The 20,980-nt window shown below is 65.8% G+C and carries 13 protein-coding genes; 7 read left to right on the top strand and 6 right to left on the bottom strand.

Annotated elements, in window-relative coordinates; genetic code table 11:
- The first annotated feature begins 303 nt into the window (after window positions 1–303).
- Window positions 304–3,990 carry a DPP IV N-terminal domain-containing protein gene (locus tag J8F10_RS10930; RefSeq protein ID WP_210653857.1) on the top strand — a complete coding sequence of 1,229 codons (3,687 nt, stop codon included), beginning with the start codon at window positions 304–306 and terminating at the stop codon, window positions 3,988–3,990.
- A gap of 232 nt (window positions 3,991–4,222) precedes the next feature.
- The gene (ychF, locus tag J8F10_RS10925) at window positions 4,223–5,326 is read left to right on the top strand and encodes a redox-regulated ATPase YchF (protein WP_210653856.1); all 1,104 of its coding nucleotides are present in this window, start codon (window positions 4,223–4,225) and stop codon (window positions 5,324–5,326) included.
- Window positions 5,327–5,571: 245 nt separating this feature from the next.
- Here the strand turns inward: ychF and J8F10_RS10920 are convergent, their stop codons facing one another.
- Window positions 5,572–7,002 carry a HEAT repeat domain-containing protein gene (locus J8F10_RS10920; protein ID WP_210653855.1) on the bottom strand — a complete coding sequence of 477 codons (1,431 nt, stop codon included), beginning with the start codon at window positions 7,000–7,002 and terminating at the stop codon, window positions 5,572–5,574.
- Window positions 7,003–7,838: 836 nt separating this feature from the next.
- Between J8F10_RS10920 and J8F10_RS10915 the strand changes: the two genes are divergently transcribed.
- From J8F10_RS10915 to J8F10_RS10900, 4 genes are all read left to right on the top strand, one after another.
- The gene (locus J8F10_RS10915; RefSeq protein WP_210653854.1) at window positions 7,839–10,922 is read left to right on the top strand and encodes a DUF2309 domain-containing protein; all 3,084 of its coding nucleotides are present in this window, start codon (window positions 7,839–7,841) and stop codon (window positions 10,920–10,922) included.
- Window positions 10,923–11,274: 352 nt separating this feature from the next.
- Window positions 11,275–11,520 (top strand): hypothetical protein, encoded by a 246-nt coding sequence (locus J8F10_RS10910; RefSeq protein WP_210653853.1) that lies wholly within the window; start codon window positions 11,275–11,277, stop codon window positions 11,518–11,520.
- Between the two features lie 577 nt (window positions 11,521–12,097).
- A complete protein-coding gene (locus tag J8F10_RS10905) occupies window positions 12,098–12,553 on the top strand; it encodes a cupin domain-containing protein (RefSeq protein WP_210653852.1) in 456 nt (151 codons plus the stop codon).
- A gap of 25 nt (window positions 12,554–12,578) precedes the next feature.
- Window positions 12,579–12,716 carry a hypothetical protein gene (locus J8F10_RS10900; protein ID WP_210653851.1) on the top strand — a complete coding sequence of 46 codons (138 nt, stop codon included), beginning with the start codon at window positions 12,579–12,581 and terminating at the stop codon, window positions 12,714–12,716.
- 20 nt (window positions 12,717–12,736) lie between these two features.
- On the opposite strand, the gene J8F10_RS10895 is transcribed toward J8F10_RS10900, so the two are convergent.
- The 4 genes from J8F10_RS10895 to J8F10_RS10880 all read right to left on the bottom strand — a co-directional run bounded on the left by J8F10_RS10895 (window position 12,737) and on the right by J8F10_RS10880 (window position 18,602).
- Complete coding sequence (locus J8F10_RS10895) at window positions 12,737–15,229, bottom strand: hybrid sensor histidine kinase/response regulator (protein WP_210653850.1); 2,493 nt, start codon at window positions 15,227–15,229, stop codon at window positions 12,737–12,739.
- Window positions 15,230–15,301: 72 nt separating this feature from the next.
- Window positions 15,302–15,766 carry a response regulator gene (locus J8F10_RS10890; RefSeq protein ID WP_210653849.1) on the bottom strand — a complete coding sequence of 155 codons (465 nt, stop codon included), beginning with the start codon at window positions 15,764–15,766 and terminating at the stop codon, window positions 15,302–15,304.
- A gap of 2 nt (window positions 15,767–15,768) precedes the next feature.
- Window positions 15,769–18,018, bottom strand: a complete 2,250-nt coding sequence (locus J8F10_RS10885; RefSeq protein WP_210653848.1) for an ATP-binding protein — start codon at window positions 18,016–18,018, stop codon at window positions 15,769–15,771.
- A complete protein-coding gene (locus J8F10_RS10880) occupies window positions 18,015–18,602 on the bottom strand; it encodes a biliverdin-producing heme oxygenase (RefSeq protein WP_210653847.1) in 588 nt (195 codons plus the stop codon). The genes J8F10_RS10885 and J8F10_RS10880 overlap by 4 nt, the downstream gene beginning before the upstream one ends.
- A 535-nt stretch (window positions 18,603–19,137) precedes the next feature.
- Here J8F10_RS10880 and J8F10_RS10875 point away from each other — a divergent pair.
- Window positions 19,138–19,359 carry a hypothetical protein gene (locus J8F10_RS10875; RefSeq protein ID WP_210653846.1) on the top strand — a complete coding sequence of 74 codons (222 nt, stop codon included), beginning with the start codon at window positions 19,138–19,140 and terminating at the stop codon, window positions 19,357–19,359.
- 271 nt (window positions 19,360–19,630) lie between these two features.
- On the opposite strand, the gene J8F10_RS10870 is transcribed toward J8F10_RS10875, so the two are convergent.
- Complete coding sequence (locus tag J8F10_RS10870) at window positions 19,631–20,941, bottom strand: S8 family serine peptidase (protein WP_210653845.1); 1,311 nt, start codon at window positions 20,939–20,941, stop codon at window positions 19,631–19,633.
- Window positions 20,942–20,980: the final 39 nt, after the last annotated feature.

The raw sequence follows: 20,980 nt of genomic DNA, 5'->3' as shown, positions 1-20,980 counted from the left end.
GAAATACCCTGCGCACCTTGAATAATCAGGAAATTCGGGCGCTGGACGCTCACCGCGTTACCGATCGCAGCGGCACGGGCTTGTGATGTGGTGCTTCTCACGATGCCCGCGACGAGATTTCTGCCTGTTCGCGAGTCGCATTCGTTCTTTTTGCTGGTCGTAATGTGACTCGGGTAAGGTCACATGTTGAGAGCCGATCTTGGCGGCGTTTCGGGGGCAATTTAGTACGGTGAGAGAATCTCCGATTCGGCTCCCGGTCGCTCCCGCTACACTCTTCTGCACCCGCGTTCCCGGAGATTCATCGTGCTTCGTACCGTCGCCGCGTTCGTATTGCTCGCGCTGCCGTCGCTCGCATCGGCTCAGTCGCTCCAAACCGTAGCAGAGAAGAGCGCTTACAAAGCCACGTCCACGGGCGCGGACGTGGTCCAGTTTTGCGAAGCCATCGCGAAACGCGGGCCGGTCGCGCGGCTCGACTCCTTCGGCACGTCGCACGAGGGGCGGAAGCTGCCCCTGTTGGTGGTTTCCGATCCGCCCGTCGCGACACCCGAGGACGCGAAGAAGAGCGGCAAACTCGTGGTGCTGGCCTTTGCCAACATCCACGCCGGCGAAGTGGACGGCAAAGAAGCGCTGCTCGCGCTCGCCCGCGACCTCACCGACAAGAAGGATCACCCGCTCCTCAAAGACCTCGTGATCCTACTCGCGCCCAACCTGAACACGGACGGGAACGAGAAGATCGACCCGAAGAACCGCCCCGGCGACAACGGCCCACTCGAGGGGGCGGGTACCCGCACTAACGCGCAGGGGCTTGACCTCAACCGGGACTTCGTGAAACTGGAATCGCCGGAAATTCGCGCGCTGGTGAAACTCATCAACACCTGGGAACCGGCGCTGGTGATCGACTGCCACACGACCAACGGCAGCAAGCACCGTCACACACTCACCTACGACGGGGCGCGGTACCCGGCAGCCGATACCGACATCGCCACCTGGACCCGCGCCACGCTGTTCCCCGCGGTGACCAAGCGCGTCAAGGACGCGACCGGGTTCGACCTCGCGCCCTACGGCAACTTCAACCGGGAGCGCACCAAGTGGGAGACGTACCCCGCGACCCCGCGCTACAGCATCCAATACTTCGCATTGTGCGGCCGCGTCGGGATCTTGAGCGAGTCGTACAGTTACGCCACGTTCAAGGACCGAATCGATAGCACGCGGGCGTTCGTGACCGCGTGCTTCACGGTCGCGGCCGAGAAGCGCACGGACGTGGCGAAGATCACGCAACCAGCGAAGAGCACGCGCGTCCCGCTGCGGACGAAAACGGAGGCGTTCCCGGGAAGCACGGACATTCTGGGGTTCGAGGAGATCGAGAAGGACGGCAAGCGCGTCACCACGGACAAACCGAAGACTTACGCGCTCGATTACATCGGGCGCGTCGTCCCGACGGAGTTCGCGGAACTGCCGTTCGCATACCTCGTCCCCGCGACCGAAACGGTCGCGATCGAGACGCTCCAGCGGCACGGCATCAAGGTCGAAGAGTTGCGCGAGGACATCGATCTCGATACCGAATCGCTGCTCATTACGCGCGTGGACGCGCAGGAGGTCGGGAGCCCGAAACGGCGCTTCGTGACCGATGTGGGCGGGGAGTGGAAAAAGAAGGTGCGCAGGGTGCCGGCCGGGACGGTCGTGGTAAAGACCGCGCAGCCGCTCGGCACGCTTGCGAGCTACCTGCTCGAACCGCGAAGTGAGGACGGGCTCACCACGTGGGGGTTCTTCGCGAACGGAGTAGCTCCCGGTGCGGACTTCGCCGTTCAGCGCCTCGTGAAGGCGTACCCGATGACGCTCGGTAGCGTACACACCCTTCCTGAATCGCGCCGCGCGAACCAGCCGATCACGGAAGCGCTGCTGATGGGGCGCGGCGGGGCGTTCACCTTCGGGTTCGCGGGCGCGCCACTCTCGACGGGCGCGTGGGTGGACGGTGAGCACTTCCTACAAGTCAAAGACGGGAAGCTTCTGAAGATCGAAGCACGAACCGGGAAGGGCGAGTCGTTTACCGACGCGGCGCTCATCAAGAAGTCGCTCGCGGCCATCAAAGATGTGAGCAACGAAACCGCCGAAAGTCTCTCGAAGGGCACCTCGTTCCGCACCAGTCCCGACCGAACCGCGTTCCTGTTCGACATCGGCCCGGACATCGGCATCGCGTACTTCGACGGGCGCCCGGGTTCGCGACTCACGAAAAGCGCCGGGCCAAAGGAGCACGTCAGCTTCGCACCGAACGGGAAGAGCGTCGCGTTCGTTCGCGGGAGCAACTTGTTCGCGGTGAGCGTGGAGAAGCCGGAGGAGAAGCAACTCACGACCGACGGCGGGGGCGACATCTTCAACGCGAAGGGCGACTGGGTGTACGAAGAGGAAATCTTCAACCGCGACGGGAAGGCGTACTGGTGGGCGCCGGACGGCACGCAGATCGCGTTCCTGCGGTTCGATGACGCTCCCGTGCGCAAGTTCAATCTCGTCGATCTTCAGCCGGTTCTCGGGCGCCTGGAGAGCTACGCTTACCCGAAACCGGGCGACCCGAACCCGCTCGTGAAGATCGGCATCGTGGGCGTTGACGGCGGCAAGCCGACCTTTGTGGACATGGGCGAATACAAACCCGACGGCACCGTGATCGCGCGCGTGGGGTGGGTCGCCGGTTCCAAGACGGTGTTCGCGTTCGTGCAGAACCGCACGCAGACGTGGCTCGACTTCGTGACGTGGACCGCGCCCGCTGCGAAGCCGAAAAAACTGTTCCGCGAGACGACGAAAGCGTGGGTGGAAGACCCCGGCGAGCCGCACTTCTTGCCGGACGGCACGTTCCTCTTCCCCAGCGAGCGCAGCGGGTGGAAGCACCTCTACCACTATTCCGCCGACGGCACGTTGCTCGCGCAGGTGACCAAAGGTGAGTGGGAAGTTCGGGAGGTGCTGCGCGTCGATGCGAAGGAAAAGACGGTGTACTTCACCGCGGGCCTCACCAGCCCGACCGGAACGGACTTCTGCCGCGTTCAGTTCGGTGGGGGCATCGAACTGCTCAGTGAGAAGGGCCGGACGCACCGCGTGTCGCTCGCGCTGAGCGGAGGGCTGTTCGTCGATCGGTTCAGCGACGTGATGACGCCGACGCGCGCGACCGTGTGCGAGGTGGGAAAGGGCGCCGTGCGCACGCTCGACACGAACCCGGTGCGCGAGCGCGACGAGTTCAAGTTCGGGAAGTACGAGCGCGTGAAGATCGAACTCAGGGACGGGTTCGTGCTCGAAGGCGCGATCACGTACCCGCCGAACTTTGATAAGGCCAAGAAGTACCCCGTCTGGTTGTTCACCTATGCCGGACCGCACAGCCCGACTCTGCGCGACGAGTGGGGCGGCGGGCGCGTCATGGAGCAATCGCTCGCGACGAGCGGCGTAATCTGCTTCCGGGTGGACCCGCGGAGCGCGAGCGGGAAGGGCGCGCAGTCCGCGTGGGCGTGCTACAAGCAACTCGGCGTCCAGGAACTCAAAGACCTCGAAGAAGCGGTCGCGTGGCTGGCGAAGAACCCGTACATCGATTCGACGCGCGTGGGGCTCAGCGGGCACAGTTACGGCGGGTTCATGGCCGCGTTCGCGCTCACGCACTCCAAGACCTTTAGCGCGGGCATCGCGTCTGGCCCCGTCACAGACTGGAAGCTCTACGACACGATCTACACCGAGCGCTACATGCTCACGCCGAAGGAGAACCCGGACGGGTACTCGAAGTCGAGCTGTGTGGCCGCCGCGAAGAATCTGAATGGCAAGTTGCTCATCGTTCACGGGATGATGGACGACAACGTCCACATGCAGAACAGCGTGCAACTCGCCGACGCGCTCCAGAAGGCCGGCAAGGATTTTGAAATGATGCTGTACCCGCAGGCCCGCCACGGCATTGGCGGCGGGCACTACCTGAAGCTCCAGCTCGAGTTCATTCGCCGCACGCTGGGCGTGAGCAAGTGATTCGCAGAAGAAAGCACAGGGTGTCGCAGATGCACAGGGCTTCCGCCCTGTGCTACGAAAGACGGCCCCTCCGGGGCGAAGGCAGCGACCTTCAATGCCTTTCCGCCGCGGAGCGGCCGGCGTTTGTAGCACAGGGCGGAAGCCCTGTGCTTTCTTCCTACCCCCGCGGGCCGGTTGGCGATAAACAGAACGTTTCGCTTCTGTTTTCGTCACCACCGCGGGAAGTACCAAGATGGGTTTCGAGTGCGGGATCGTCGGGCTGCCGAACGTCGGGAAGTCGACCCTTTTCAACGCGCTACTCTCGACCATGCAGGCCGAGGCCGCGAACTACCCGTTCTGCACCATCGAGCCGAACGTCGGCCGGGTCGCGGTGCCCGACGAGCGGCTCCCGCTGCTCGCGAAGATCGCGGGGTCGGCGAAGCAGATCCCCACACAGTTGGAGTTCGTGGACATCGCGGGGCTCGTCCGCGGCGCGAGCAAGGGCGAGGGGAAGGGCAACGAGTTCCTGTCGCACATCCGCACCGTGGACGCGATCCTCTACGTACTGCGGTGCTTCGAGGACACGGACATCGTTCACGTCGAAGGGTCCATTGACCCACTCCGCGACGCCGAGGTGATCGAAACCGAACTGATGCTCGCGGACCTCGACAGCTTGGAGAAGCGCCTCCCCACGGCACAGAAAAAGGCGAAGGGCGGCGACAAGAACGCGGCCGAGCAGATCGCGATGATGGAACGCGCCGTCAAGGTGCTGCAGGACGGCAAGCCCGCCACTGCGGTGAACCCGAAGGACCGCGCGGAACGCAAACAGCTTGAGGCGCTGCAACTACTCACCTCGAAGCCGGTCATGTTCGTGTGCAACGTCGAGGAGCAATTTGCCGCGACCGGGAACTCGCTCTCCGCGAAGGTCGAGGCGATGGCCGCGGCCCGTAACGCGCCCTGCGTCGTGGTGTCCGCGAAGATCGAGGCCGAAATTTCGATCCTGCCGAGCGAAGAAGAAAAGAAAGAGTTCCTGGGGTCGTTGGGGCTGGCCGAAACCGGCTTGGCGAAAGTGGTGAAGGCCGGGTACCGGTTACTCGACCTCATCACGTACTTTACAGTGGGGCCGAAGGAAGCCCGGGCGTGGACGATCTCGTCGGGAACGCTGGCGCCACAAGCCGCCGGGGTGATTCACACCGACTTCGAGGCGGGCTTCATCCGCGCCGAGACCGTGAGTTACGCGGACTACACGCAGTACGACGGCGAAGGGGGAGCGAAGAAGGCCGGGCGGTTCCGGCTCGAAGGCAAGGAGTACCCGGTGCAGGACGGCGACGTGCTGCACTTCCGCTTCGGCCCGTGACCCGGTGACCAGCCAGAGATTTGGGCGAACGGCCGGTGCCGGCCGACGAGTTGGTGCGCTTGGCGAACGGCGCGGCGTAAGCCCGCCGGTAGCTGCTAACTACCGGTGGGCCGTCACTCGTACCAAGAATTTCAGCAAGGCAAGGGATTTGACGGGATAAACAGGATTTGCAAACGGAAGTGCGCGGGCCGAACGTTCCGTGCCCCATCGTCACATTCTGAGCGACGGGGCGCCGGAAGGTCACGTCACCCGCGCGTTACCACAGGTTTGGTCGCGAGGCCGAGGAGCTTCTTCCACGCCTCCGCGGTCGGGGCCGCGTCCTTGCCGGTGAGATCGCGGAGCGCGGTCAGTGCGGCCTTGTGGTACGGTGACAGCACTCCCGCCTCCTTCGGCGCGAGTTGGGTGCGATAGGTTTCGGCTTCGTCCTCGGTCAGCTTGCGCTCGCGAACGAAGAAGTCGAACCGCTGCATCTCCGGCCACGGGTGCGCCTCCTTGACCGGCAGCAGCGCGGAGAAGTCCTGCCGCAAGTAAGTCACGTCCAGGCGGATCATCAGTTCCGGCGTGGACTGGCGGTACCCCTCGGCCGGGGCCGGGAGCGGTTGCCCCTGGATCGCGACCTCGGCCGAAATCGCGTTCGGGTTCGGGGTGCCGGAACCGGTCGGCGCGTGACACATGAGGCAGTTGCGGTGGTGGTTCACCTTCACCATTTCGAGCGCCACCGTGCTCTTCTTTCCGGCCACTTCTTTCGTCACGGGCATCCGCGGATCGGTCGCGTCGAGGACCGCGAGCAGTTCGGGAATGAGGTCCGTGCGCTCGAGCTTGGTGATCGCCTCCGTCGCGCGCTTGGCCACCGCGGGGAACGGGTAGCGCAGCCCCTTCACCAGCACGTCGGTGTAGTCCTTCTCGCGGCGTACCTTGAGGGCCGCGATTGCGGCCGCGCGCACGTCGTCTTCCGGGGAGAAGAGAACCAGGCGGGCCAGTGACTTGGACGACTCGATGTGTGATACGCCCGCGAGGTACTTCACCAGTCCCAGGCGAATCTCGGGCGCCTCGGGTGCGAGCATCTGCGCGAGGGCGGCCATACGCGCGAGCGTGACGTGTTCGGTCGCGTCCTTGTCGGCGCGCCCGCGGGCCGCGTCCTCTTGGTCGCAGAGCGTGGTGTACTGCTGCCAGAACGATTGCGGCGCGCTGACGGCCTGCAGAGGCGGGACGCTGGTTAGCACGTCCGGTGCCTGTGCGGGCTGGAAGTTCGTCACCACGAAGCCGGCGCCACCCGTTTGACCGAAACCCCGGACCGTCGTCGCCGCAACTTGGCCGGAACCGAGCGCCTGGCGCACGGTGCTCACCGCCTGCGCGAAGTATTTGGCGCGCTCGCCGTCGACGCGGCAATCATCGCCCATCGCGAACGGTAACCCGGCGAGGTCCGGCCGGCTCTCCAGGAACGCGGACATGAACGCATCGGTCTTCTTCGCGTTCATGTGGTTGATCTTCGCGATCTGGTGCGCGGTTCGCTCGGCGAGCTTCGCCTCCGGCGACACCTTTTCCGGCTTCGCCTGGAACTCGACTTCGACCACCTTCTTCAGATCGTCGGTGAGTGCCGGCCCGCTAACCGGTGCGACCTTCGGCGGAGCCGGGAGCAGATCCTTGACCGGCGTTTTCGGATCGATCTTGAACACAAACCGGTGAACAGGCGGAGCACCCGGCATACCGGGCGGAAGAGCCGGCGGCGGGTTCGGCGCGGGACCGGGGCCGGGTTGGAAAGCGGGTAATTGGTTCGCGGGTGCGGGGACCGTGGGCGCAGGCAGCGGTGTTCCCGGAACGGAACCGGGTGGTGCCGGCGGCGCGTCTGGCGGTTGAGCCGCGCTAAGGAACGCGACCGCGAAAACTCCGGCAACACACTGAATCGACTTCCGACAGCCGGTCATGACGTGCCCCTCCTGGAGTGGTGGATAGCCGGCCCCGCGCCTCAGCGGGAGCGAAGCAGAGAGATGCTACCCCAAATCGAAGCGCGTTCACAACGCCGTCCGGGAGATTCGAGCCAGGTGTTACAATCACGAAACTTTGCGCCACCCGCCTCACACCGGCGTGCTTACATCGTGCCCCTACCGGAGAAAAAGAGGTCACCTCGTGTTCAATCGCTGGACAAAGGCATTGGTCAGGTGCGCCCCCGCATGGCCCCGGCGCGTCCACCCCGGCTGCTATTCAACCAGTGGAGTTTGACTCTGCGCTGTTAGCACTCAGCGCGTATTTCGAGCACTCAGTTTTGTTGCTGGGATTATGGGAGTCACACTCGCCGATGATGTGCCTAAATTAAGCGCGGATCGCCCATTATCAGGCGATATTGCTGTAGAGCACTTGCATAGAACTGGTGAAGAGTAGATCTTGTGCGCTCGACACACGATTAACGAACGCAATTGGCGCATCCGAAGTGCCCAATTAGACGGCACTGTAAGGTTGGCACTTGAGTTGCAGCCTCTTCTCGGTCCTTACCTAAATACTACCGCGGCGAGCTATGGCTGCAAAGAATCCCGCGCATTCCGACCTCCCCTCCTCACACGGGCCGGGTTCCGACCCGCCCACAGACCGGCTCCGCCAAACAATCGATCACGCCGCGCACTTGCTCCCCGCTCAGGGGCCGATCTCGGTCTTCATTCACCACAACACGCTCCACGCCTTCGAGCACATGCCGTTCTTGGAAGCGGTCGAGCACGGGGCCAAGTTGTTCGGGTGTGAACCGTACATGACCGAGGATCGGTACCGCGACGCACTCGTGCGCGGGCGCATTCGGTTCGAGGACTTGCGCGCGGTGCTGGCGAGCGACCTCGGCACGCGGGCCGCGGAGCCGTTCCCGCCTTACGGAACGAAGCTGGACCTGCGCCTGGCGCTGCTCCAGTACCCGTTGCAGGACGTGCGGAACGAGGCCGAACTGCAGTGGTTCATTGAGGAGACCGATGCACTGCGCCGGGTGCGCCCGGAAGCGTCCGCGGCGGCCCGGTCCAAGCTGATCGGCGAGACCCGCCGGTGGGCGATGCGCGACCTCCGCGGGAACAACTCCGCCGAGCGCCCGGCGTGGTTGGTTCGTGTGCTGGAAGAGTTCGGGGGCGATGGCGTTGATATGCTGCCCGAGGAGGTCTGGGAGGCGTGTGCCCTCGAGTCGCTCTGGCACAGTTGTCTCGAAGGGGTGCGGGGCGTTCCGCAGACGGCGTCCGCGCCGCCGGTACCGGTCCGCCATCGTGACCTGCTCCTGGCGGTGGCCGGGGCCGATACCGACATCCCCGTGAACGAACTCCTGACCCGGTTCTGCGCCGCGTTCCTGGATCAAGGGGTCGCGCACTGGCCGCTCCCGAACCGCGAGGAGGGGTTCTTCCGCACGTTCGGCGCGCTGTACCGCGAGTCGTCCCGTGTGCCCAATCGGTGGCTCCGGGGGTTGGACACCGAACTGGCCCGGCTCCTTGATGGGAACGTTGCCCCGCTCGAATCGGCGTGCGCGTCGCTGACGGCGTTGGGCGTTCCCGAAACCGAATGGGACGCATACACCGCCGCGATGCTCCTCTCGCTCCGCGGCTGGGGCGGGATGATTCACCAGACCGAGGAGCGCCGCGACCGGCTCCCCACCCCGCCGAAAGCGGGGAGTCTGCACGAGTTCGTTGCGGTGCGCTTGCTCCTCGAGCGCCTCGCGGTCGAGAACGCGGCGCGCGAGGCGCTCGACTACACGGGGCCGCTCACGGAACTGCGGGCGCACCTGCGGGCGCGGCTCAAACCGTGGGTTCCGCCGACGCCGCAGATGCGCGCGTTCCCGATCTTCCAACTCGCCCAGGTGCTCGGCTGGTCGCCGGACGAACTGGCCGCGTGGCTGACCCCGGCCGCGTGGGACACGCTCGTGCGCGAAGTGGAAGGGTTCTCGGACGTCCCGCGGCGCCGGGTGTTTCACCTCGCATACGAGGCCCGGTTCCGGGCACAAGTGCTCGACGCCCTTGCTCTCCACGCGCCCAAGAAGCCGCACGCGGCGCGGTTCCAAATCGTGACGTGTCTCGACGAGCGCGAGGAATCGTTCCGCCGGCACCTGGAAGAAGTCGCCCCGGAGTGCGAGACGTTCGGCGCGGCCGGGTTCTTCGCGCTCCCGATGTACTACAAGGGGGCGAACGACGCCCACTTCATCCCGCTCTGCCCGATCGTGATGACGCCGAAACACTGGGTCGCGGAGCGCCCCGACGAGAGCCTGGAGCACGCGCACAATCGGGTGCGCAGAACCCACCGGGTTCTCGGCCGGGCCGCGCACCAGGCGCACATCGGGAGCCGCTCGCTGGCGCTCGGGACGGTGCTCGCCGGCGCCCTCGGGTTCCTCGCTTCGATTCCACTGGTGGCCCGAACGCTCTTTCCCCGGTTGACGGCCCGCGCGCGCAACCGGTTCGGGCGGATCGTTGCCCCCACGTCCCGGACCCGGCTCGTGCTCGAACGCGAGATGGGGTGTACGCCCGGCCCCACGAACGGGAGCCTCGGGTTCACGCTCGACGAACTGGTGGCGAGCGCCGAGCGCCTGCTCCGCGACCTGGGACTGACCGGGAACTTCGCCCGCCTCGTGTTCACGGTCGGGCACGGTTCGTCCAGCATGAACAACCCGCACCGGTCCGCCTACGACTGCGGGGCGTGCGGGGGCTCGCCGGGCGCGCCGAACGGCCGCGGGGCGGCCCAGGTGCTCAACGACCCGCGGGTGCGCCGGCGCCTCGAACAGAGCGGCATCGCCATCCCGGACTCGACGTGGTTCGTGGGCGGGTTCCACAACACGTGCAACGACTCGGTCACCCTGTTCGACCTCGACCGCGTGCCGGACACGCACCGGGCGGAGTTCAACCGGGCGTGCTCCGAGATCGAACAGGCGCTGGAACGAAACGCACACGAGCGCTGCCGGCGGTTCATGTCCGCGCCCCTCGATCTGACCCCCGCGGAAGCCCGGCGCCACGTCGAAGAGCGGAGCGAGGATCTGGCCCAAACGCGGCCGGAACTGGGGCACGCGACCAACGCCGTCACCCACGTCGGGCGCCGGGGCCGCACGCGCGGGCTGTTCCTCGACCGGCGCGCGTTCCTGACCGCATACGACCCGACCCAGGATGATGAAAACGGCACCATCCTGGCCCGCACAATGGCGGCGATCTTCCCGGTGTGCGGCGGGATCAACCTCGAATACTACTTCTCGCACACCGATTCGCCGGGGTACGGGTGCGGGACCAAGCTCCCGCACAACATCACGGCGCTGCTCGGCGTGATGGACGGCGCGGCGAGCGACCTGCGCACCGGGTTACCCTGGCAGATGGTCGAGATCCACGAACCGGTGCGCCTGCTCATCGTGTGCGAGACCACGCCCGAGATCATGCACAAGGTGCTCAACGGCAACCCGATGGGGAAGGCCATGACCCAGAACGGCTGGGTGCAACTGGCCGTCCAGTCCCCGAACTCGAACGACATCAGGCTGTACGAGAACGGCGACTTCCGCCCGTACCGCCCGCTCGAGTCTCGGCTCCCGACGGCTGCTTCGTCGGCCGACTGGTATCGGCACTGTCGGAACCACTTGGAGTTCGCGGAGATCAGTTCCGCGTGATCGGTCGTATAGGCGAACGGCCGGTGTGAGCCGGCCGGTGAAAGCTCCTCGCCGAATTGGTGTTCGCAGCCCTGATCGACTCCGGGCGTGTCAACGACGAGGTGAAGCCCCCTAATTGTGGGCGCTGTCTTCACCGGCCGGCTCACACCGGCCGTTCGCCCATACGCCTCGTGCATGTCCCAAGTTGCCGCTCTTCTCCGCGCCATTCGCACCACGCGCGGTTTACCCAACCGCCGGTTTTCTCAGCTAAAATCGCGATGAAAGTCGTATGGGTCGAGCGCAACGCGCCCGGATCGCACCGTTCTACTCGCAGAAGGGCCGGCATGACGCCGACCCCGAACGAGGATGAGCCATGATTCGCAAAATGATGTTGTCTGTTGTGGCTGCTACTGCAACCGTCGCTGGCGTGACCTCGATCCCAACTATTGCTGACGCCAGTCCGCCGGCACTGTTACCGCACCACCGGTTCGAGGTGCTGGCCTATCGCGGATCTGAGGGCTGGAAGAGTCACGGTGTGTACCGACTTCACGCTCCGGCCGAACTGGTTGCGATTCGCCTGCGTCACGCGGGGTATCGGGTTGAGATTCGGGAGTTTTAATCGAGAAGTGATGAAAGCAGTGTGCTCGGATGCGCGCAAAAAAAGGACCGGCCGCAAATCGTCGAGGCGTCGCCCATTCACCTCGTTGACCGCGGCCGGTCTACAGGAAATATACTCAGCAATCCCTGTGGTGCTAATAGTTAGCGGGCCAAAATTGTGTCAGGAAAAGCCCTGTCAGTCCGAGATTCGGACACAACGTGGCTGTGCTTGCGATTGAGTGGGGTGTGGTATTAGAGCCCACAACAATATTCGCGTCTTGTAACAATCAGGCAAAATCTTAACACACTTACGGAACATCTACTACGATTACTGCATCCCGCCCAAGCTGCCTCAGCTATCACTGACCCACCTCGCCGCGGTCAGTCTACGAAACATCCTTAAGCCAGTTCCGGTTCGCCTTCGGAACACCGCCCGGGTTGGGTGAGGCCGCCCCGTGCCCTCGCTTCCCCGACCCGGGCGGGTTTATTTCTCCCGCCTCCAAACGCACTCGTTGACCGACTTCACCTGAACGCAGTGCGTTTGCTCGCGCGCTCCCTCGCGGTATGATGCCACGGCCGCCCATCCCGGAGGTACCTTCATGCTGCTCGCAACGCTTACCGCAATTGCCCTCGTGGGCGCGCCGCCGCACGCGGACAAGGACCACGAGATCGTGACCCCCGACGACATTAAGTGGGTGGACGGCCCGCCGTCGCTGCCCAAAGGCGCGAAGATGATTCTGCTGGAGGGCGACCCGGCCAAAGACGGGCCGTTCGTGATGCGCGTGAAAATGCCCGATGGGTTCAAAATCATGCCGCACACGCACCCGAAGGACGAGCGCGTGACGGTCCTCGCGGGCACGCTCTATCTGGGTATGGGCGCGAAGTTCGACGAGAAGGCGGCGAAGCCCATGCCCGTTGGCTCCTACGGGCGCACGGGAGCGGGCATGAAGCACTTCGGGTATGTGAAGGGTGAAACGATCCTCCAGGTTCACGGGCAAGGGCCGTGGACGATCGAGTACCTCGACCCCGCGGACGATCCCCGGAAGAAGAAGTAGGTGCGTACCCCGAGGAGGCGCTCCGATGTCTGCCGACCGCGGTCACCGTTCATCAGTTGTTCGGGATCTGGCCGGTAATCTGCTGCACGACCAAATCGTGTGGCACGTGTACCGCATTGAGGGTGGGCTCGTTCAGAGCATGGGAATCCGCACGGAGCCGTGACACCCGGGCACCTGGTCCGCTCAAAACTTGCCCGCCTGGGCGGGGGGCTTCGACGGGCGCGTGGTGTCGCCGAGCACCCGTTCCAGGTCCGCGAGGAGCACCGGCTTGACGAGGTGGCCGTCGCAACCCGCCGCGGTGGTCCGTTCGCGGTCGGAGTCTTGCCCCCACCCGGTGAGTGCGACGATCGTGGTCGAAGAGGACCACGACTGTTCGCGAATTCGGGCGGTCGCGTCGAGCCCGTTCAGTCGGGGCATTCCCACGTCCATCAGGATCAGGTCGGGGCGCACGCGCTCGGCGGCTTCGACCGCTTCGACGCCGTCGTGCCCGATGTGAACTTCGTTGCCGAGGAGCTCGAGGAGCTGGGCGAGCGATTCGGCCGCGTCGTGGTTGTCGTCCACCACGAGCACCCGCCGTTTGGCCCCCCGAGCGATCACCGGGTCCGGCGCGGGCGCCTCGGGTTCAGTCTCAACGACCCGGGCCGGCACAGGTAATCGAACGGTGAAGGTGCTGCCGGTCCCGGGGCCGTCGCTCCGCGCTTCCACCGTGCCGCCGTGCATCTCGACCAACCCCTTCACGAGCGCGAGCCCGATGCCCAGCCCGCCCGAGACCCGCTCGACCACGCGATCGGCCTGCGAGAACATGTCGAAGATGCGCGGCAAGTAGTCGGCCGGGATGCCCAGCCCCGAGTCGCGGACGGTGACGACCAGCGAACCGGACCCGAGTTCCGCGTCGAGGGCGATGTGGCCGTTCTGGGGCGTGTACTTCGCGCTGTTGGTCAGCAGGTTCGAGAACACCTGCGCCAGCCGGGTCAGGTCGGCGTCGAGGACCACGGGCTCCGGGGGCAGGGTGACGGTGAGCTCGTGCCCGGCCGCGTCGACGAGCGGGCGCGCGGTTTCGACGGCGCTCTCCACGACCTCGGCCAGCGTGACCGGCGCGCGCTGCAGGTTGAGCTTGTTCTGGCTGATGCGCGAGATATCGAGCAGGTCGTCGATCAGCCGGACCGTGTGCGCCAGTTGCCGCTCCATCATCCCCCGCGCGCGGGTCGCGGACTCCCCCCGGCCCTCGGTGAGCTTGAGCACCTGGAGCCCGTTGCGGAGCGGCGCGAGGGGGTTGCGGAGCTCGTGCGCGAGCAGCGCCAGGAACTCGTCCTTCCGGCGATCTTGCTCCTTCAGCCGTTCGGCGCGGTCGCGGGCCTCGGCCGCGAGGCGCTGGTGGTCCTTGGCCATCGCGACGTAGTGACAGATGGTGCGGAGCACGTCCACGTCCGCGTCGCTGAACCGGTCGCGGGTGTTCGTCGCGAACGACAGTGTACCGAGGAACCGGTCGCCCGCCAGGAGCGGGTTGCACGCATACGCGCGCACCCCGAACCTGCGCACGATTTGCACCTTCGCGTCGGCCGACGTTTGCACCGCGTTGACGCTCAGCGGGCGCCGGGTCATCGCGACGGTGCCGCACACGGCTTGTCCGAAATCGAGGCGGCGGATCGCGTCGATTTCTTCCGCGGGCACCCCGGCGCACGCGACGAGTACGAGGGCCGATCCGTCCGCGCTCGGCGCGTAGTTGAAGTAGTGTGACAGCTCCAGTCCCTCGGACACGCGCGCGAACAGGTCGCGCATCATCTGCCCGGGATCGCCGTTGGCCGCGAGCAGTGCTTCGGCCGCGTCGCCCAGTACGTGGAGCCGCTCGTTCTGCCGGCGCAAGCGCTCTTCGCCGGCCCGCAGTCGCTCCTCGATTTCCTTGCGGTCGTGGATGTCGACGTTGATCCCGATCATGCGGATCGGGGTTCCGTGCGGGCCGTAGAAGAACTTCGCTTTGCCCGCTAGCCACCGGTGCCGGCCGCCCGGGAACGCGACCCGGAACTCGTACTCGACGTTCTCGGCGCGCGCGGCGAGGCACTGCTCGATGAGCGCGCCGACGCGCGCCGCGTCCTCCGGTACGACGCGCCGTTCCCACCCCGCGTAAGTGCCCTCGAACGACCCGCGCGGGATCTCGTACAGGTCTTCGAGTTCCGGCGACCAGACGACGCGCCCCTCGGGGACGAGCCAGTCGAACACGCCCGACCGTCCGGCGGTTTGGGCCAGTGCGAGGCGCTCGCTCGCTTCGCGCGCCGCGTGCTCGGCGCGGTGCCGGTCGGCGCGCTCGCGGGCTTCTTTCACGGCGCGCTCGAGCGCGGGGACCAGGCGCTCGAGCCGGTGCTTGAGTATGTAGTCGGTGGCGCCGAGTTTCAGGGTCTCTACTGCGCGCTCCTCGCCGAGCGCGCCGGAAACGAAGACGAACGGCACGTCCGGCCGGTACTCGCGCACAAGATCGAGGGCTTCCAGCCCGTCGATGTCCGGCAACTGGTAGTCGGAGAGCACGATGTCGAAGGGGCGCGCGGCGGTCACCCACGTCTGGAACTCGGCCCGGTCTCTCGCGCGCACCAAGTCGGCCACGACGCCGGCCCGCACCAATCGCTGGGCGATCAGTTCGGCGTCGAGGTCGCTGTCTTCCAGGTGCAGGATCGTGGCTGTCATAAACTCTCACAGCGTCCGTGCGCGACCGCGGTCGGGCGACTTCGGTGAACCAACTCACGCGGCGCGGTGCCGTCACTCGCTCGGCGCCGGCCGCCCGGACTTGAAGCTCCCGGGGGGCGGCTCGTTGACCACCGCCCAGAACACGCCGAGTTCCTGAATGGCGGTCATGAATTCTTTGAACGCGACCGGCTTGACCACGTAGGCGTTCACGCCGAGCTTGTAGCTCCGGAGCAGATCCTGCTCCTCGCGCGAGGTCGTCAGCATGACCACCGGTACGCCCTGGAGGGCCGGGTCTTTCTTCACTTCTTCGAGCACCTGGAGCCCGTCGATCTTCGGGAGCTTCAGGTCCAGCAGCACGACCGCGGGGTTCCCCTTCGAGCGGGTCGCGTAGGGGCCGCGCATGAGGAGGTAGTCGAGGCACTCCTCCCCGTCGCGCACCGTAATCACTTCGTTGGCCAGGTTGCTCCGCGCCAGTGCGAGGAGCGTCAGCTCGAGGTCTTTTGGATTGTCCTCGACGAGCAGGATGGGCTTGAGCACGGTCACTCCCTCTCGCGGTCGTTCGGGACCGGCAGCGTGAAGTAAAAAGTCGCCCCCCGGTTCACTTCGCCGTCGGCCCAGGTGCGTCCGCCGTGGCGCTCGATGATGCGCCGCACGTTCGCCAGTCCGATCCCGGTGCCCTCGAAGTCCTCCCAGCGGTGGAGCCGCTGGAACACCCCGAACAGTTTGTCGCGGTAGCGCATGTCGAACCCGACTCCGTTGTCGCGGACGTGGAACGTGTGCGCGTCCGCCCCGGTCGTGGCGCCGATCTCCACGACGGCTTCTTCGCGGGTCTTCGTGTATTTTACCGCGTTGGCGAGCAGGTTGCGCACCGCGAGGCGGAGCATGACCAAATCGCCCGCGACGGTCGGGAGCGGGCCGACCTCCCAGCGCACCCGGCGCCCGGGGAACTCGGACATCACGTCCGCTCGCACCTCGGTCACGAGCGCGCCCGTGTCGATGGTCGAGTGGTCCAGGGCGGCCCGGCCCATCCGCGAGTACGCCAGCAGGTTGTCCACCAGCTTCCCGGCGTAAATGCTGGACTCGATAATGGTGTCGGCGTGCTTCAACTCGCTCTTTGCGAGCTTGTCCTTCGCGACGTCTTTGAGCAGTTCCGCGTACCCCACGATGTGGCGCAGGGGCGCGCGGAGGTCGTGGCTGACGGAGTAGGAGAACGCCTCCAGTTCCCGGTTGCTACGCTGCAACTCGACGTTCAGTGCGGCCATCTCCTCGGCTTTGCGCAGCACGATCCCGACGACCGCGTTGCGCAACTCGGTGGCCCCGTCCACCTCGCTCCCCAGCCACGGCACGGCGCGGTCGCGCACGGTCTGGGACCACGTCTCGAACGACTTCCGCGGGTGGAGCCGGCCGGGGGCCGCGCCGGCCTCGACAGTTTTCCGCGGGTCGCCGCCCCAGCGGATCGTTTCGATCACTTCCGGGCGGAACCACAGGACCGCGGTGGGGTGCAGCTTGGAGACGGAAACGGCGAGCAGCCCGCTCGCCTCCGAGGTGTACGCGGCTGCGGCCGGGAATACGGTCGAGAGCGCGTCGGTGTGGAACACCTCTTTGCGCTGCTCGACGAACAGCCAGGTCGCGAGCCGGCGCACTTGGTTCTCGGTCGGCGTGCGCCCGATCAGGCCGCACCGGTCTTCGCTCACGACCGCGGCCCCGGCCGCGCGGACGAACGCGAGGACGTCGCCCGGGTGGTCGAGCAGCCCGGCCACGAAGTCGTCGGCCCGGGCCATGTGCGCGAGCAACCGGGTGAGTACCGACTGGATCTCGACGCGGCGCACGTAGTCCGCGGCGTGCTCGCGCGCGGCCACCTGAAGGGCGAACACCTGCGCGAGCAGGTCGCACGTGGTGCGCAACTCGAACGGCACGACCCGCGGGGTGCGGTGGTGGCACGAGATCAGCCCCCACAGTTCGCCGTCCTTTAGCACCGACACGGACATGGACGCGGCCGTCCCCATGTTCCGCATGTACTCGACGTGGACCGGCGACACGCTTCGCAGGGTGGAGTGCGATAAATCGAGCGGCGTCCCTGTGAGCGGGTTCCGCGCCGGCACGAGCGCGCACGGACGGTACCCGGCGTCCGGTATGAGCCGCAACCGATTCCGGCGGTACAGTTCGCGCGCCTGCTTCGGGATGTCGGACTCGGGGAACCGGTGGTCCTGGTACGACGGCAACCGCCCGGTCCCGTCCTCCGCGACGACCACGCCTGTGCCGTCCGGGTCGAACCGGTACACGAGCGCACGGTCGAACCCGGTCACCCGGCGCACTTCGCGGGCGGTGATCTGGGCCAGTTCGCTCACTGCAGAAGTGCCCTGAACCTTCGCGATGAACGAGGCCACGATCGGGTGCAGCCCGCTCGACGACGGGGACTCTTCAGAAGCCGGCTCGAATTCGAGAACGATGACCCCATCGCTCCGGTGCCCGACCGCGTTCAGAACTCGGTCCCCGGCGCGGAACGCGCGGAGCAGCAGCGGTTCGCCGGTCGGCGGCAGGCGCGAACCGAGGTCGCGCAGGAGCGGGGCGCATTCCGCGCCCAACAAATCGGCGGCACTCGAACCGAGAGCCGCTTCTATCGAGTTCGGGAAAAACTCCGCGACGTTGTCGCTCACCTGCAGAACGATGAGGTCCGGGTCCGAGAGGACCACGAGCGCGCCGTGCGGCTGGATGCTCCCCGGGACGTGGATCGGTTCGCGGTCGCACGTCTCGAGGTCCACAATTTCTGGAGTGCCCGCCGCGCTCATGGCCGCTCCCCGGCGGATGCCAGCCAGGAATTGAAGCGGTCGAAAGTGTCGACCGCGGCGACGATGATTTCGCGCTCGACTTCCGGGGTGGTAGCGAACCGCACGAGCGCGGACCGGAACGCGGTCCACATTGCCCCCACGCGGTCGCCGTAACTGGCGAAGAACGCGCACCCGCGTTCCGGGGTGAACCCCAGCCGCGCCTCCACCATCCGGCTAATCATTCGGCCCCCGAGGGTCGCGCCTTCGAGCACGTACATGCGCCCCAGAGCGTCCCCGAGGGACGGAACTTGAGGCGGGGGGCAGATGGGAAAGCGGTCGGGCGCGTGCCCGAGTTCGGCAAGATCGTTCACAAGGTGATGCGCCTTGCTGCGCTCGGAGAAACGCAGGTCCAGTTCTTCGTACCCGCGCACGCGGCCGAGTGCGGATTCGAGGGGCCGGTAGAACCCGCACAATCGGCCGATCAGGGCGGCGTATGCGGACGAATCGCGCAGGCGATTTTCCAGGTCGAGGCGCTGTTCTGCGGCCGCGTGGTGGGGGGCAGTACCTTCCTTGAGGCGCTCGAGTATCCGTCCGTGTGCGATCAACCGGTCGTCTCCTGAATACTCGGATCGGTGCAGCGACTGAGAACCGATCGCCCCGAATGAACCGATATTTCGCTGCTCGGCACAACGATTTAGTGTTTCGTTTTTACGGTCGTTGTCCAGTCGTAGGGGCATCGTTTCGGGCTTCATTTGGTGAAGGATATCGCGGCGCTGGAGCCCGATACCGGTTTCCAGAATCACCATTAGCACGTTGCGTGCCAAAAAAAGGAAGTGGGCCTGTGCCGCGCGCTACTCCTTGTCTAGCACGAGATCAACGACCCAGCTTCCACCAATCGCTCCACAACGTCATCCACGATCCAGGTATTGGAAGGGAACCATCTTTAAAGGACCGAACTCTTCAAGCGGGCGGGGTAACGTCGACGGGTGTGGTCCTCCTTCCTGAACCCATCGGATAAAGTTGTCGAATGGTACTCGGAGGTGAGGGGACAGCAGCGCACGCACGCGCCCGGACTCTGCGAACGTGGCCGCGAACATCGGGGATCGCCGGTTCGGGTGTCGGAACTCACAGGCGAGTGCGATGAGCATCCGTTCCGAGTCTTCGCACACCAGCCATTCCGCTTCGGTCATCGGTCGTCCCCCCGGAACTGCTTCCGCACCTCGGCTCGGGCTGATCGCTCCGGTCGGGCTAACAATTGCTAACGTTTTGTCCGTGGGTGGTCGTGTGCTGAGTGAAGAACGCACCGACGGCTGGTATTTCAAGGTGTTTGACGCAACGGCCCGCTTCACCGCCGCGCGCTGAAGGCTAACAAGCGATAACATTTCAAGGGTTCTGGGCTAACGTTTTGCTTCAAGTGTTAGCCTCCTCAACCCAGCGCATCTCGGGACTGTTTCACGCGCGCAACAGATCAGTCGACCCCGATAGATTTTAGTGTACAGAGTGTCAAGTGGCAAATGGCAGTGGCTGTGCGAACTGTGTAGAACGGTGCCAGCAATGCAGCAGGGCGGGGCGTCGAACAATTGGTGTTCGACGCCCCGCCCTGCGTGTTTTTCCACCTCGCACCGTACCCGAATCAACGCACCGGGCGCGGGTGCGGGGCGGGGGCGAGGGCGGGTAAGTGGACCAGCCCGTACCCGGTCTCGCAGTCGTGCCCGGTGGGGCCGAGGTCGCGTGCCCAGTCCGTCAGGTACCCGCGCACCTTCGCCGAGGTCCATTCCGGGTTACGCGAAATGCACAGCGCCGCGGACGCCGCCCCCTGCGGAGTGGCACACGAAGTTCCGCTGAACGGCTGCGATCGCGTGTAACTGCCGAACGGGATCGGGGCCACCACGTCCGGCTTCGGGCGCGGCGAATTCGGTCCGCACGCACTGAAGGACGCGCGCTTCAGATCGAGACTCACGGCCCCCACCGTGACCACTTCCGGCCCGTCGCCTGGGAACGGGATGCTCCCGGCGAGCCGCGTTTCGCCGAGGTACGAGGCGAGTGAGTTCAGGTGGAACTTGCCGGGCTTGCCCTTTTCCTGGTGAACGCGGACCGCGAACGATTTGTTGGATTGCGGGATGAACCGCGCCACCGACGCGGGCGGATCGGCCTGTTCGCGGTAGGTCACGCCCGCGGCCGGTTTGCCCGTTTCGGTGTCGATCACTTCCAACCGGTACCGGGCGCCCGGGTCCGACCAGCACAGGTCGAGCGCGACGCGGTCGTCGTACCACGGCGAGATCGCGTTGAGCGATACCCCCGCGGTCCACTCGTGGAACCCGTCCGCGTTCGGGGCGAACGTCCCGGACCAGTGCCGGCGGGCGGTGTTGCCCGCGCACGAGAAGAACAGCGGGTCGCCCGGCTTGGTGCCGTCCCCGAGTAGTTCGCTCAGGCGCTTGTGGATCGGGCCGTTCCCCTCGCCGTCGCTCCAACTCGGCATGACCACCGAACAGGTGATGATCCTCGCGCCCTGCTCGCGTGCCCACTTCACCGCGTCGAGGAACGTTTCCGGCTCCTCGGTGTTCCAGTTGGCCAACAGCAGTTCGGCGTCCGGGGCGATCGCGTGAACCACTTCCGCGACCAGAATCCCGTGCTGGCTGTCTTTGAATTCCAGGTTCCGGTCCTTGCGCCCGGAGTGGACCGTGACCTTCGCCGGGAGCGATTTACCGAGCTGGTCGCGGTACCCGCGGAACCCGGTATCCAGCACCAGAACCTTCACGTTCTGGCCGCGGAACCCGGCGTCGACCCAATCGGGGGAACCGAGGGTGGCGAGGTGCGCGGCGCGCGTGGCCGGCATCCGCTCATCGCGGTTCTTGGCCCAGTTCGGAATTGAAAGGTCGGCGGCCAGTGCGGGCGTGGGTGCAATCTGCAATACGAACGCGATTGCGAGCAGTGTGCTGCGCATGATTGAAGAAGTGGTGAGGTTTTTGGGTGGGGTGTTGGG

Source organism: Gemmata palustris, from assembly GCF_017939745.1.
GTDB lineage: Bacteria > Planctomycetota > Planctomycetia > Gemmatales > Gemmataceae > Gemmata > Gemmata palustris.
This window is presented reverse-complemented; position numbering and strand designations above follow the sequence as displayed.